This window comes from Photorhabdus antumapuensis, from assembly GCF_020387775.1.
Classification (GTDB): Bacteria; Pseudomonadota; Gammaproteobacteria; order Enterobacterales; family Enterobacteriaceae; genus Photorhabdus; species Photorhabdus antumapuensis.
Genome location: NZ_JAHZMK010000007.1, coordinates 97,237 through 113,880 on the forward strand (window position 1 = coordinate 97,237; position 16,644 = coordinate 113,880).

At 41.9% G+C, this 16,644-nt stretch carries 5 protein-coding genes and 1 pseudogene; 5 read left to right on the forward strand and 1 reads right to left on the reverse strand.

Annotated features, from left to right (window positions below; genetic code table 11):
- Nucleotides 1–383 precede the first annotated feature (383 nt).
- Nucleotides 384–10,967 carry an MARTX multifunctional-autoprocessing repeats-in-toxin holotoxin RtxA gene (rtxA, locus tag KZ793_RS00990; protein ID WP_225812735.1) on the reverse strand — a complete coding sequence of 3,528 codons (10,584 nt, stop codon included), beginning with the start codon at nt 10,965–10,967 and terminating at the stop codon, nt 384–386.
- Between the two features lie 997 nt (nt 10,968–11,964).
- On the opposite strand from rtxA, the gene KZ793_RS00995 reads away from it, so the two are divergent.
- The 5 genes and pseudogenes from KZ793_RS00995 to KZ793_RS01020 all read left to right on the forward strand — a co-directional run bounded on the left by KZ793_RS00995 (nt 11,965) and on the right by KZ793_RS01020 (nt 16,394).
- Nucleotides 11,965–12,330, forward strand: coding sequence for a hypothetical protein (locus tag KZ793_RS00995; protein WP_225812737.1), 366 nt, complete (start codon nt 11,965–11,967; stop codon nt 12,328–12,330).
- A gap of 211 nt (nt 12,331–12,541) precedes the next feature.
- Nucleotides 12,542–13,018: pseudogene (locus KZ793_RS01005) on the forward strand (phage tail protein); the annotation flags it as partial.
- Complete coding sequence (locus KZ793_RS01010) at nt 13,015–13,614, forward strand: tail fiber assembly protein (RefSeq protein WP_225812739.1); 600 nt, start codon at nt 13,015–13,017, stop codon at nt 13,612–13,614. The pseudogene KZ793_RS01005 and the gene KZ793_RS01010, both read left to right, overlap by 4 nt.
- A 643-nt stretch (nt 13,615–14,257) precedes the next feature.
- On the forward strand, nt 14,258–14,977 hold the full coding sequence (locus KZ793_RS01015) for a gp53-like domain-containing protein (RefSeq protein ID WP_225812741.1): 720 nt from the start codon (nt 14,258–14,260) through the stop codon (nt 14,975–14,977).
- Nucleotides 14,978–15,122: 145 nt separating this feature from the next.
- Complete coding sequence (locus tag KZ793_RS01020) at nt 15,123–16,394, forward strand: phage tail protein (protein ID WP_225812818.1); 1,272 nt, start codon at nt 15,123–15,125, stop codon at nt 16,392–16,394.
- The last annotated feature ends 250 nt before the right edge of the window (nt 16,395–16,644 follow it).

The window sequence follows — 16,644 nt, forward strand, 5'->3', positions numbered from 1 at the left end:
CAATATATTTCATTTGCTAAAAATTTATTTAAATAGAAACTTTCAAATACAAAGATAACATCAATGTAAAAACAAGCAATAAACTTATTTTAATCATTATATTATTAAAGAAAACATAACAAAATAAACCGACTCCACCTCAGAAATAATAGCATTACATATATCCACAAAAAAATCCTAATACGTTATCGAAATAAATAATTCATGACAATAATCAGAAATATTATTACTTCTTGCATTCTTATAATAAATTCAACATTAACAAATAAAACTCAGAAATAGTACCAACTTAAACTTCACAAAAAAACAAAAAAATAGCCCACATTATCTGTGAGCTATTTTTATTTCTACGACAATTATTTTGCTGATTTACAGAGAGCTAATTAGGCAAATTTTCCCTTGCCAAGAGTTACATCGGCCCATGCCGTGGCAACAGCAGCTCTCGCCTTACTGCCCAGACTCTCAATAAAACCATTATCGCCCACTGTCGGGGAAAAACTACTCATTGCCTGAATCAATGAATCAACCGCATTGTCAGAAAGTGCCGTAAATTTATACTCGCCTGATTTGTCTTTATCCCCCATCTGCGTCACTAATTTGGCACGATGACCATTAAAGTAATCATTAAAGGTAACTGAACCCACCGATTCAAAGATCTCCTGAGCAGTGTTGTCCTGAGTATGGCGGTTCACTGACAGCACCAAATCATATCCACTGCGCTGGAACCATAAGTCCTTCCAGTCAACACCATTAAACAAGATCATATCTTCTGCGTTGATATCGTTAACCCGGTTATCAATCACTTCTGCGCTGACCACAAAGCTATCGACACCGGCTCCACCCTGGAAGCTGTTCTGATAACCGCCCAGCACTAACAAATCCTGTCCATCACCGCCGTTAAACTGGCTGAACTTCGAAATCGCAGCGGCTATTAAGTGATCATCACCTTCTCCGCCATTAATCATCGCATGGTAGCCCATCAGCTTAATCGTATCATTACCGGAATAACCATCGATCCGGTTGTCATTGCCAAATACTCTGGCAAAGTCATCGCCTTCACCTAAATCAACCCGGTTGTTATTGCCGATGGTCACCGCGTAGTCCTGACCTGCCCCAGTATCCACCCGGTTATAGTTACCGGAAGTCACGACGTAATCCTGCCCATTACCCGCATCAATAAGGCCGCCTTCACCAAAGACAAATGTCTGGTCATTACCTTCTCCCATAAAGACATGGTTAATACGTCCGGCTACCACGGCGGTATCATCACCATTGCCGCCAAACATCCAGTTTTCACGCCCCATGAGAACGCCCATATCATTACCTTCACCACCCGTAAAGATATTGGATGTTCCTAGCGAGTAATAAACATCATCACCGCGACCACCCCAGAAGTTGTTGTTATCGCCCAAATAGGCACCGAGATCTTTACCGTCACCACCCCAGTTGAAGTTATAATTTCCCAACGAAACATTAATATCGCCATCTCCTTGCAGATGACCACTGTTACGCAGGAAATCAAAGGTTTTTTGCTTCATATTGAGCAGATCTGCGGTTAGATTCTCTTTCAAATTGGTCACTAATGATTGCATCTCTGCTTGTTTATCTTTGCTAAACATCGTTGCAAACAGGTTAGGTAAATTCCGCGAATTAAAATCAAATGCACGTTCTGCTTTGCTATTAGCCTGAGCGTTATCTCCGTTGGTGCTAACCACCGCGCCTTGTTCCTGATTTTTATCGGGTGCTTTCTCTTTCAAGCCATGGCTTTCCGCAAATGTCCTGGCCCCATCTTCTCCCGCTTTAATGCCGGCCTCCAAACTATCCAGCAATTTCCCCGGGTTGGTGAAGGCTGCCAGTTGATCACCACTAAATTCCTTTATCACTTCCAGCATCTCTTTTAGCATCACCTCGCCATCAACAGGCTTGCCCGTGCGGGAAACAATACGTCCATCCGCGGTGTAATCCACACCAAAAATATCCGCCAAAGTGGTATCCGCCCCCACCTCCGATAATCGGCCAAGCAGCTTATTCTGAAGCTGACGCGGTAAATCCTGCGGGGTATAGGTGAAGGTTGTTTTCGCCATACCCGTTGCCGAGTATTGCTGGGTCATCAGACCAAACAGTGAACCCAGATTGGTATCCAAAATTGACTGAATATTGTCACCGAACGTAAAGTTCCAGTTGCCGGTCGTCACCTGAATATCGGCGCCACGCCCGCCAACAGCAAAGTTGAAGGCCAGCTTCTGATTAGCCTGACGGAATTTATCTGCCCGGCTCATTTTGCCCATTTCAATGCTATTGCCATTTTCACCTAACCACTGATTAAATTTCTTATTCAGTGCTGATTCGGCGTCATTCTGCAAACCACGGCTGCTACGTTCATGTTGTGAGTCCAAATCAAGCAGCGTTTTGTAATCCACGCTACTAGTTTGGTCTAAACCAGACATATCACGCACAAACTTCCTCGCTCCGGCAATTGTCCATTGCTGATCTTGTGCCGCTAACCAATCCTGCGTTTCACCGGAACGAGCAATACCTTTCAATACCTCAGCAATACGGGCAGTATCATCAAATGGATTGACCAACGGTGGCGTTGGGATGGATTTATCCATCATCACAATCAAGTCATTACTACGTCCTTGATTGAAACTGACATTACGGTTACCAATAAACATCTGCGCACCTTCAAGCGCCTGATAGCCGCCTATATCAACGCTATGTTTGCTATCACCATGACCAATGTGAACCATCACATTGTTGTCACCGAAAGCCAGCGATTTAAAACCACCGGTTCCCACTTTAATACCTACGTTCGAAGTTCCCCAATTAAGCGCCGTAAACTCTCCTTCACCGACATCCACTTGGATATTACCGGAGTAACTGAGCTGACGATGCGAGTTATCGCTGGTATTAACCTTTTCACGCTTTTGTGGCTTAATGAAAATTTCTGTGTTATCCGCAATTTCCCCTTTGGTAACCGAATCAGCCTGCGTATACCCGACTTTAGCAAAGTCGATATCGCTTTCAGCAATACCACGACGAACCTGTTCGGTATGCGTTATCAGTTTATTCTCAGCATTCAAGCTCAATACAATTTTGTTATCAGGCGAGTTGTTAACCCATTGGTTATTTTCGTCACGGGTAAATTTACGGCCTGTTACGTCAACCGCAACTTCGCTACTACGGGCTGACACATCACTGCGAATGCCTTGTTTATCCAATTCAGTAATAAAGCGACGCGCAAAGCCATCCCGTTTATCATCACTAATCAGTGAACAACCCACCAAACTGATGTGATCGGGTTTGCTGATGGCCTGTTTGCCCAGCTTAGCCGCCTGATAAAACTGATTTAGTTTCGTCGCCAATTCATCAGCGCTGTAACCACTCAGACGAATGTTATTCTGCTCTGACGTATCACGACCATGACCGACAACCTGCCAACGTAATTTATTTGATAATTTAGACAGATCGCCATAAACAACACGATATTTACCGTTGGCATCGAGTTGAATAACCACGCTGGAATCCGGGTGTTTACCCGCCAGATTAGCGGCTGCTCTGGCAGCTATCGGGTCATCTTCCATCTGAAGAATAATCTGACCATCAAAACGGGTTTCACGACCATCAGTCTGTGGCGTTACATCCACCTTTTGCCAGCCATCAACGGACTTTTTCAGATGACTATCGCCGATAATCGTCGGCTCTACCCCTTTATTTTTGCCAGATAACCCCTCTAAGTCTTCCACCGCAGGGCGGCTTTGTGGTTTTACTACCGCATACTTCTGATAAAACTCTTGAGTTTCTTTAAACGCGTTATCCAGCGCCTGATTTACCCATACCTTACCCGATTCCCCAGCAATATCCGCCAGATCCTGATAATTAGCCGTGTAGCTGTTCAGTATCTGTTTACGTTTTATCTCATCAGTTGCTTGTAGTGCCCGATAAACCACCAGACTTTCGTTGACAGAGTGACCACCATCAAATACCAAAAACGACAGCGTATTGAGATAGCTCTGCCCGGTTGAGAAGTCGGGTTGCTTGCTGGCAATATAGTCATTGAGGTGAACCATGATATTGGTCGAGCCAGACGCGCCAGTTACCACAGACTGGCCTCGCTCCAATGCATTACTCTCAAATGCCGTTTCCCGTCCGGGAGTCAAGATCCGGCCTGCCGCGACCTTTCTACCATACAAAAAGTCGTCATGTTTATTATTCGCAGGTTGGTAGGGCAACGCCGTGCCATAATCATTGGTCTGCTTTTCCGTAATTTTTACTTTGTACTTAACATCCTCCGCATTCGTCCCGGCAGTCAGTTCAGTACTGGTTGAACGAGCTTTGGTGATCACGTTCAGATAGAAAGAATCCCCTTTTCTCTTCCAGTCAGCAACATCCATCCCCATTCCCGATGTGGTCGCCATTTTTACCGCCAGAAACGGCACCTTAATCACAGAAAAACCATCATCAACCTTGGTCATCATGGTCTTGAAATTAGCAAAAGTCGGATCGTCCAAGAATGTCGTTACCTCAGGCACCCGACTGAACCAAGGGCGAAAATCCTTATCAATAGCCTCGGCAAAAGATTTCATCTTTTTATCAATTGCCCCGTTACGTTTCTCGCCTTCAGGATAAAGATCACCTATCCACCGCTCAAAATCTTCCACCAAGAAGTTACCTGTTCGTTCAGCGGTATTTTTCGCCTCTGGTGAAGCCGTTTTCACCAGTTCATAAGCCAGTTCAGAATCAAAATGGCGACCAAACAGGTTATCAATATATTGTCCAGTAGCCTTCTCTCTGTTGGCATCAGTCAATAGCTGTTGAGCCAGCGTGTGCAATTCAGGATATGTTTGCAACTGGGCAACAGCATCCTTAAATAATTCTTTGGTTTTTTCATTTGTCACTTGCCCGGTAAGCCAAAGTTTTCTGGCACGTTCAATCAGCGGTTTACCTGCTGGGATAGCTTCTTGTTGTAATCGGCTGACGAAAACGATAAGGCTTTCGTTTTCGGTCTTAGGTGCTTCCCGCTCTGCTACAGAGTTAGTCTGGGTTAATGGCTTAATTTGCAAATCAGTGAGACGATTAATTTCGCTTTGTGCAATATCGCCTTTCAGGCCCACCACACGGCCAATCCCATCGAACGATACCTGCTGTCCGAACTGCGCAACCTGCTCAGGGGGCACAGTGATACCCAAAATCCCGGCTGACTCAGCTCTCTGGGCCTGAATGTGAGCAACCAGCTCACCCATCTCAAAACGTAAGCTTTTCACCAGTTTGCTACGTTGAGCGAATTCCTTGGGATCATGCTGCTGCCAATGCGCCAGTGCTTGTTCAAGCTGCAATACATGCTGTTCATCGGGCTGCTCAACGGTACGGTTAAAAGCCTCACGCACGGCCACCAGCGCCTTATTAGGCAAATCGATATGACGTCTTTTAGTCGAATCAATAAACCGCTTGTCATCCTTCTTCAGTAAGATAAGTTCTAGTTTTTTAAGTACAGAAGAACGAGATCTAGGGTTATTTCCCCCTAATCCTTGCAGATCAATACCTGAAATCGTCGGCGCTTTTCTGATTAATTCTCTGGATTTATTTAAAGTTGATTTCACCGCGCCATCGGATGATGTTTCGGTAAACATTGACATGATCGAAGCACCGGTATTTTCTGAGCGCATCCCTTTATTAAGCTGTAACCGATTGACTGCTTGTTGCGCATTATTCAAAGCAGCCAAATCTTCTACTGTTAGTGCCAGATCTTCACTGAACCAACCGTCAGGTTCAGCTTTTGATGCAGGATCGATATGACTCTTCGATTTCTCCACCTCAATCGGTGTATAAGCGTTTCCAGACAAACCGCTGCCTGCTGCCCCAGTGCGATCCGGTTTAGCATTATCAGCCTGTTTCACGCTTTTTGCATTCTTCTGCGCCTGTGTCGTTTTATTTTCCGCCGCTGTACTATCACTTTCACCACGCTGTTTCGCTTTGTCATACGCGGTATTGGCGTCACTCACCGCTTTATCGGCTCGTTGTTTCTGTAATAATGCCTCTTCTTTTCTCTGCTCCGCTTTTTTCTCAGCGTCTGCAATATCGTCGTCTGCACTATCTAGATTCTCAGCGCTTTTCGTGAAACCTACTTCTGATTTCTTAATGGCTGTTATTACTGTTTCTCGTTTATCAATAAAGTGCTGCTGTGCATCAGCTAATTTTTTCTGTGCAGTAAGTTTGACATCATTTAATTTATTCTGGATATTATCCAGATATCCACCAGCAAACCGATTACGCCACTCATCACCTGATTTACCATCATAATTTCCATAGTTATTAAGCGCACCCATACCTTGAGTCAGGGAGAATAGTTCTTCCGTGACTCCCCTAGACTCTTCACTTATTGCATCACGCTGCACTTGACCATTGGTATTCAGCGCAGCCTGATTGGTTGATTCTAGTTGGCCTTGTGATTTTGAAATCGTTTTAAGCTGTTTATCTTTCTCTTGTTGCAGACGCTGATGATTTATCTCCGCTTTTTCTTTATCGCTTAACGCATTTTGCGCGGCTTTATTCTGCTTCGCATGTCTGACAACCGCATCAGCGTGTGGTGATGCCTGATCCTGAGCTGAACCAACATTATCTCCAATCTGCAAGTCATTCTGAATAACTTTAATATCAGGCGTTTCTACCGGGGTTATTGCACCACTCAAGTTGTTCGCCAGATCCGAACTCACTTCATCAATTTTATCCATCTGGAAACCATCAATGGCGGAAACTTCGGTTAAGTTAATCGCCCCTCTACCTTTATTGACGCCAGAAGTATTTGCCTCATCACCACGAATCAGATAATTAATCGCCTGGCTTCCCTCTACATTGAACACAGTTTGTTTAATATTCTCAAACAGAGAAGAGAGATGACTACTTTGTGTGTTGCTCTCTGCAATAGAAAGACTGTAGAAATCACCATTACCCACCTTAATCGCCACATTATTGCGGGCATAAGAGGCATTGATTCCCAGGCCATCGCCAATATGAATATTGGCATTACCTTTGCCTTTCATGATCGCAACATTGAGACCATTTCCAACTTTGGTATTGACGTTATATTCACCCCACACCGCGTTGACCGAAACTCCGTCACCTACTTTGGTATTCACATTCAAGTCGCCATGTGTCGCAGTGACGCTTAAACCATTCCCTACCGTAGTGGTGATATTGGCTTTACCCTTTGCCGCAGTAACCTGCATACCATCACCGACTTTGGTGACGATATTGCCTTTACTCCACAAGGCATTAAAGCTGTCACCGTTCCCGACCTGAGTCACAATGTTGGCATCAGCTTTGGCAAGTACTACATTATTCCCATCGCCTACCTTAGTAATGACATTAGCTTTGCCCCAAGCTCCCGTATAATCATCACCGTTACCAACATGGGTGATAATGTTAACATCGCCCTGAACTACCGTGACTTCTCGCATTCCGCCCACTTTGGTAATGATATTCGCTTTACCTTTCGCGAAATTGTAACGATCGCCATTACCAACATGAGTCAGGATATTAGCCTCACCCCAGACGGCGTTAATCCCTGTACCTTCCCCCACTTTAGTGATGATATTGGCTTTACCTTTAGCGAAACCCACGGTTGTGCCATCACCAACATGGGTCATGATGTTACCCACATCGGAAATAAGTAAGCCGACTGTGGTCCCGTTGCCCACTTTCGTCAGGATATTGCCTTTACCTAATAGCACGGCAGCCGTCGTTGATGCTCCCATATGAGTCACAACGTTAGCCTCGGCCGCGGCCACAACCCCCATAAAACCCTTACCCACTTTGGTGACAATATTGGCTTTACCCAGTGCCAACACCCCGGTTAAACCGTCGCCAGAATGGGTCATGATATTAGCCTGACCAAACATTGCCGCCAGCGTTGTCCCATCACCCACTTTGGTCATCACGTTTAACTTACCGGCAAACAAGCCAATGCTGGTGCCATCACCTACATGCGAATAGATATTAGCTTCACCCACCATCAAACCGAGCGCCAAATCATTGCCCGCTTTCGTCAGGATATTGCCCTGCCCGATCATCGCGGCAAAGGTTGAGCCATTACCGACATGGGTCATCACATTGGCCTCACCGATCATTGCTGCCAAAGTCGTACCATTACCCACTTTGGTAGCGATATTGCCTTTAGCCAACATCAAGGCAACGCTCATCCCATTCCCAACGTGAGTAAACACATTGCCAGCGGCTATCATCAGTGCCAACGCCTTACCATCCCCTACTTTGGTAAAGATATTGCCCAGACCACCCATCAACGCCCATGCATCACCCTTGCCAACATGGGTAAAGATATTGCCAGCACCAATCATGGCCGCAATTGCGGTTCCATCTCCCACTTTAGTAAAGATGTTACCTGCTGCTCCCATGACACCCAGTGTCTGATAGTCACCAACATGAGTCAGCACATTACCAATCCCAAGCATAATGCCGGTAGTATCACCGTTGCCTACTTTGGTCAGGATATTGGCACCACCCAACATCACCCCCGTCGTGCTTCCATGACCAATGTGAGTCAGAACATTTGCGCCACCGCCCATCAGCGCAACAGCATCACCTCTTCCCTTTTTGGTCAGGATATTGGCACCGCCCAGCGCAATTGCTGTGGTGTCTGATATTTCATTATCACCCAAAATATGCGTGATAATGTTGGCTCCCCCGAGCATGCCGGAAACCAGATTATCTCCGCCAAGCTTGGTCAACACATTAGCACCACCCAAAAGTACCGAAGAAATACTTCCTTTACCTTTTTGGGTCATCACATTAAAACCGCCGACACCTAACCAATTCGCGCTGCCATTACCTATTTGGGTATGGGTGTTATACCCCCCAAACATGATGACCCGGCTGTCGCCATTACCTTGGTGGATTGAGATATTGCCAATCGCCAGAAGGTGAGCCAGATACAGTCCATCACCGACACGTACCAGAACGTTTGCCGCACCACCGGCGTAAACATCCATTTCCCCATTCCGGCTTTGGTGAACAAGGACATTCGCCAAACCTGCACCACGGAATGTCAGATTGCCATCTATGCCACTTTTTTCGATGATATTGGCAGCACCTGCGCCTTTAAAATGTGTATTACCGGATCTCGAACTATGAAGAATGACGTTAGCAATCCCATCACCTTCAAAATTAACATTGCCATTTATTACACTGGATTTAATGACGTTTCCGCCACCCATACCGCTAAAATTAACATCACCGGAGCTATCACCGATATTCGAAGATGATTTCACCCATTCCTGAAGACTATCTTCTTCAATATGTTCTAAATGCTCAGAGACACGACGTACAGTATCGACTTGATATTTAAGGTTAGTGAGTGAATATCCTCCCGCCTCCATCGGGCTATAACCATTTGCACGTGAAAAATCTTCATTGGCTAAATCTCGGGTATGGTCGCCCGCTTTATACCAGGCACTGGCATAATATTTCAGCTCGCCGGTTTTATCATCATTCTTCAATTCCACCACAACCACTTTGGTATATGACTCGACATATTTAGCATAGACATAAGCATTTGATCGACGATTCGATTTCACCGCCGAAACATCCAATACCGAACCATTAGAATGGATTGAACGCCCATGCATTTTTGCATCAATCAGCTTGATATCTTCTGCTTTAGCCGTGGTTCCGCTGGCATAAGTCACCCACTGATTTTCTCGCAAATCTTCTTCAACAGTATGCTGAATAGTAACGGGTTGATGATGTTCAAAGATTAAATTGGAAAGACGATAATCACCATCATTGCTTATATCATCATATCCATTCTCTAAAGAGATATTTTCCGTAGCAAGATTTTTGAGTTGATTACCATTTTTACGCCATGAAGTGGCGTAATAACTCAATTTATTGGTTTTAGGATCATTTTTTAGCTGAACTTTGCTGATCTTAGTATATTTTCCGTCAGCAAATGCAAAGAGATAAGTATTAGACTCAGTCGTTGATTTAATAGCAGTCACTTGCTGAGGCTTCTGGGATCCCATCTTCGCCGTTATTAATACAATTTTCTCCGCGCTAGCGTATCCCAAAGCTTTATTATACGAATCGCTATCCTCACCTATTCTTGATATTTCATTGTAACCACCGGAACCGGAGAAACGGATATTACCATGAGCTATATCAGAATAAACTTTGTTATAACCACCGGCACCTTCAAAATCGATATTACCGCGAGTCTGTTCATATTTATCTTTACTATCTCGCAAACGTTCAATGCGATTTGATGCTCCGACACCCTGAAAGATAATATTGCCTTCTCTCCCTTTACGAATAATGTGGTTATCAACCCCAGCACCAGTGAGCGTAATATTACCGCTTTCCACCCGCGAACTGATGCTATTTGCTGCCCCTCCACCAACAAATATCACATTTCCCTTGCTTCCTTCATAACGGTCATGCCAGGTACGGTCAATTTTATTACCCGCCCCTGCGGCATTAAAGTTTAAATCCCCCTGATTAGTTTCGTGCCATAATCCGTTATAACCACCGATACCTTTAAATTCCACATTACCGGATTGACCTTTACGACTGAGGTTATTATAAGCGGCAGCCCCAGAAAAATTTAGATTACCGCTGCTCCCTCGGTGATCCATGGAAACACCACCCGCCGCGCCAACAAATGAAATATTGCCATTACCGCTTTTATCAATACTTACATAACCCGCGGCACCATGTACCTTCAGATTACTGTCAATATCCACTATTTTTAGATATCCGGCAGCACCCTCTACAGCCTTATCGCCAGAAGTGGCATAGATTGTTGTCTCAAGCGCACCAACGGTAATATTATCATTCCCTTTTTTGGCATAAATCTCCCCTCCCAATCCAATAGCAACAATATTATTCCCATCATCATCATCATCATATTTCCCAGTAAAGAAAAATTCCGCACTACGGTTTGATGATTTCCCCATAAATAATCCCTTAATTAAGTTTAGGTTAAATATACCCGTTATCTTTCAAGCAGCCTCTTTGTTGGCTGCACGCACTCACCCCGGTCACATCGTTATCTATGCGCCCGGGGATTCGCGCCCTTGCCGTCGCGATACATCTTGAAATCCATTGGGTATATAACCAAAGAAATAAGAGAGAAAATGCTTTTGTTATCACGGGTATCAAAGATGACTTGTTCTAATTTTTTAAACATATTTCTCCCTTAAGAATAAATTTATTCACAAAGACAACACAATATACCGAAAAATAGAAGCATTAATCCCAAAGATATAATGAGTTTATATCTCTATAAATATGGTCAAATGAATAAGAAAAATAAAATAATAGTTCATCTACAAAAATATCATCTAACAATAATAGTCTGATTTTTTTATAAAAATACAGATAAATCCTTAAAGCATAATATTAACAAAAGAAAAACAAAAATATATCATAAATAAAACTTCTGCTTTCTGGATATAAACGTCTTTCTGGTACAGAGAGATCACAATCGTTCAGACGACAATAATCTTTCAGTTGCTGTCCAGAGCTAACACCCATCTTTTTATAAATAAATCTTCATAATTATAATATAATCTCTAATTAAACCTTCGAGATTAATAGTTGTGGTAATATATAGCCGCCATCTTTCAAGTTGCCTCTTTGTTGGCTGCACTCGCTCACCCCGGTCACATAGTTATCTATGCTCCCGGGGATTCGCTCCCTTGCCGTCGCGATGCATCTTGAAATCCATAGGGTATATAATTTTCAGAAATAAGACATTAATAGCTTTGGTATATTTTCAATTATAAAACATTGACTATTTATTACTACCAACTACATATAAGTAGTTAACAACCTAAGTTATAAATCATTCCATTATTCCTTTTCTGAACTAAATTATAAATGAACGGATACTATCTTTACAACAACTCAAGGTATGGTCTATAAATACATAATCTAATTTGAGGAAAGTATATGAGTCCCAAAAATGATTTTAAGGATTTTTCTACTAGCAATAATGCTAATGTAGTAAATCAAGAAAAATACGAAAAAATCCTGAGTTTGTATTCTGGATTTCTACCAGATAATGTCCCCACTCATTTATTAAATAAGGTATTACGTCTATCGTCAACAACAGTCTCTGTTGTAGATAATCTTATCATGACACAATCTGGTGATAGTGTTCTCAATGATAGTGATATCGTTAAACTCAACATTCAATTAAATAGAGAGTTAGAACAAAAAATCATAACTAAAATTTCCAATTACGCATTGAAAAAATCACAAAATGTTGCAGATATTCCTAATAAAAATGTACTTGTGAAAAACTGGAAAAGTTAATTCCGGTAGGTGTACCACCTCCTTGGCCGACTAACATACACCAAATAGTGGGTGAAATGTAATGGAGCAATCTTCGATAAAACTTTATATCCAAAATTAGCAGCAGTTTATCCCAGTGGCGGATGACCGATATCGGGGTATCAAAGCCACATAACCTAGCGTTTAACTATATGATGAGGGCAGCATAATGAGCACGTTGGTACTTGAAGAAATCCCGGTAGGAATACCACTTCCTTGGCCGACTGACATACCACCAAATGGGTGGGTGAAATGCAATGGAGCGATCTTCGATCAAACTTTATATCCACAATTAGCGCAAGCTTACCCTACTGGCAGATTACCCGATTTACGGGGTGAATTTATCCGGGGCTGGGATGATGGGCGTGGGGTGGATATTGGCCGATATCTATTATCCGGGCAACTAGCAGATATTGCTCCACATAGTCACAGGGTTGTCCGGATGTGGTCCAACTCAAATGGCGGAACCGACGGGGTAGGTGCAGCGGGCCGTATTCTCAATAGTGTCTACCAAAACATTAACTACGGCATTGATCCTCGCGGAATAGGCATCGCTATCGGCATGGGATCTGGTGGTTACGGCTATATGGATAATGCGATTGCTGCTTCAACGGGAACAGAAACACGTCCACGAAATGTGGCATTTAATTACATTGTGAGGATTGCATGATGAATAAGGCTGTACTGGATAAAAATAATATTGCCATCAGTGCCGGAAGTATCGTTGTGTTTAATTACGATGCGATTACGCTGGAATATTTAAACAGTTCTGATGAGTACCTTCCCGTTGGTATCGGCCTTCCTGCCAATTCCTGCATAGACGCACCACCTAAAGCCCAAGAGGGATATATCGCCTGTCGTTCACCTGATTTAACCGGCTGGCAAATGGTACCAGACTATCGAGGGAGAATAGCTTACAACACCCAAACTGGGGAACAGAAGGAAATCATTAAACCGGGTGAATTACCAGAAACACTGACATTCAAACAACCAAGCACCGATTTTGATAAGTGGGATGGTGAAAAATGGGTAACGGATATTGAAGCTCAAAAAGCCAACCAGATTAAACAGGCAGAACAACACCGTGTCATTCTTCGTCAACAGGCTAATGAAGCTATCACTTTATTACAATATGCCATTGAAACTGAGATGGCCTCAGACGCAGAGAAAGCATTATTGCTTGCCTGGAAGAAGTATGTGGTATTACTGAGCCGTGTTGATACTTCAATGTCTTTAGATATTGAGTGGCCACAAATACCAGAATAATAAAATTATCAAGACCGGGCACTATTCTATCCCCGATCTTTTTTCCAGTGATGATAATGACTTTTTTGACCGGTCGATTTCCAATGCTTTGGCAGTATTAATCCGGTCAAACATAATTTCTAATTAGAATTATGGGCTGCATAGCAGCCCTTTTTTATTTTTACCCGTCATCTTTCAAGTTGCTTCTTTGTTGGCTGCACTCTCTCACCCCGGTCACATAGTTATCTATGCTCCCGGGGATTCGCTCCCTTGCCGCCGCGATACATCTTGAAATCCATAGGGTATAAAACAAATATAATAATCTAATCAATAGACAAAACAATAGTATTTTCGTAGTTACCACTTTGACACAATGTATTTTAATAAAACTTTTGGAAATAATTTAAAATTTCCCAAAAGAAATAAGATAAAATAATTTCCATACGTGAAATATAAACATCTTGAATATACTTTCGATAACAATATGTTAAATGATTTATTATCACCAGTCATACAGAAATAATCAATCGTTTAAGTTATAATATAATCTTACGCTCCTCTTTTTGGAGTAGACTATAATTAGAATCAATCTCGATAAATTACTTATACTATAACTTAACATGTTAATTATAACAGAACATTATTTTATTTAAGGAAAGTGTATATGAGTCCCAAGAATGATTTTAAAGCTTTTTCTATTAATAACAATGCCAACGTGGTGAGTCAAAAAGAATATGAAAAAAGCCAGAATTTACAAACTGGATTTCCACCAGAAGATATTACTACTCACGTGCTAAATAAAGCATTACGTCAATCGTCAACAATAACCTCTGCCGTGGCTGATTTTATCGCGACACAATCTGGCGATGATGTTCTGGATGATGGGGATATTGTTAAACTAATCGCCCAGTTAAATAGATCATTAGAACAAAAAATTATAACTAAAATTTCTAACTCCGCATTGGAAAAAGCACAAAACGGCGCAGATATTCCTGATAAAAATACATTTGTGAAAAACTTAGGTTTAAATGAAGCTGCAAAACGAGAAATAGGCGTTGGCGTTAATCAGGTTCCAGATATGTCATTTTTCAATGCAAATCTGAATTATAGCGGCTGGCAAAAATTACCTTCGGGTTTAATTGAAATGTGGGGGTTTGTACTAGTTAACGGCTATGGTTCTATGGAGGCCGGATATTTAAATAATTTTCCAATACCCTTTCCAAACGCATGTTTAAATATTGTGTTAGCTAACGGTGGTTATAACCCCCAAGACTCCGGAATATGTTCAGTACATGTAGTAGATCGGACTCAATTCCGATGCTATAGAAGTCTTACTAATCATGTTACGCCTGTTGGCGCATATTTTAGAGCGATAGGATATTAATTTAATAAAAATCAAATTGTTATAATTATTTAATTAAAATCAGCAAAAAACCATGAACAACAAAAACCATATATTCAGCGCATTAAATAAGGAATTATTTTCACAACAATCCAATATGTTATTTATAAAGTTTAAGGAGTATAATATGAGTCCAAAGAATGATTTTAAGGCTTTTTCTATTAGTAATAATGCTAATGTAGTGAGCCAAGAAAAATATGAAGAAAGTCATAATTTGAAGACTGGGTTTGCACCCGATGGTATTACCACTAATATATTAAATAAGGCATTACGTCAATCATCCACGATATCCTCTGTAGTCGCTAATTTTATCGCGACACAATCTGGCAATGATGTTCTGGATGATGGAAATATAGAGAAACTCACCGCTCAATTAAATAAGGCACTGGAACAGAAAATGACACCAAAGGTTCCCGATGCCTCATTAACACAGAAAGGTATTGTTCAGCTTACAGATGTGGTTGGTAATAGTAATTCACTCGCTGCAACTCAGAAGCTTATTTCTGATGTAAATGACAATGCTAACAATAGATTAGCCAAAAACCAAAATGGGGCAGATATTCCCAATAAAAATGAGTTTGTGAAAAATCTCGATTTGTTGGAAACCGTCAATTTGGCGAAAAATGCTGTACCGAATAGTAGGAAAATTAATGGCAAGGCGCTGACTGGAGATATCAATTTAGCGGCTGGTGATGTGGGGGCATTTAGGCTCGGATTAACAGGAAAATATTCTGTTGATAATCAGGTCCCTTGGAATGTAGATTCAGGATCATATGACTTACTGAGTCCGAAATTTAGTGATCATGTTGTACACTTCTATAATGGAGTTGGGAGTTGTCCGGCTTTTCAGTTGAAAGTGCATTACAAAAACGGGGGTATTGCTTATCGCTCGGCTCGTGATAATTATGGATTTGAAGAAGATTGGACTAGCATTTATACAACAAAAAACAAACCTACTGTCAACGAACTTGGCTTATCAGAAACCGTAGCATTGGCGAAAAATGCGGTTCCTAATAACAGGAAAATTAACGGCAAAATGCTGATTGAAGACATCAATCTGGAAGCCGGAGATGTCGGAGCGTATTCACGTTCGGAATCTGACAAACGATATCAAAAGAAAGGCCCTAATCAGGGATGGCAAAAAATAGGAGCCGGTGGAGACAGCGGAAGTAGTATATTACTGAGTCAGGACATACGAGGAAGATGTATATATTTACGTACTGTTAGTCCAGGTATATTTTTACCTTTACAAATGCCTCCGATCGATAATATTTTGGTTGGTACTGGATATGGATCAAAAGGATGGCTTGTTGTGCATTCGTCAGATGGAGGACTGAGGTTATCTATAGTAAATAAAGAGGATTGCCCTGACATCATAGAAATTTATATTACTGATTAGAATTATGGGCTGCATGGCAGCCCTTTTCCCATTCTATTTTTTAGGGGATAATTCATTCTCCTATTTGATAAAGACATTTACCTATATTTATCGAACAAACATAAAAAAATATAATAATCCAGCCAATAGACAAAATAACAGGATTTTTGTACCTACCATTTTGGCAATATATATCTTAATAAAACCTGTAAAAATCACTAAAAATTTTCCAGAAAGAAATAAGATGAAATAATTTTCAGGTGTAAAATAT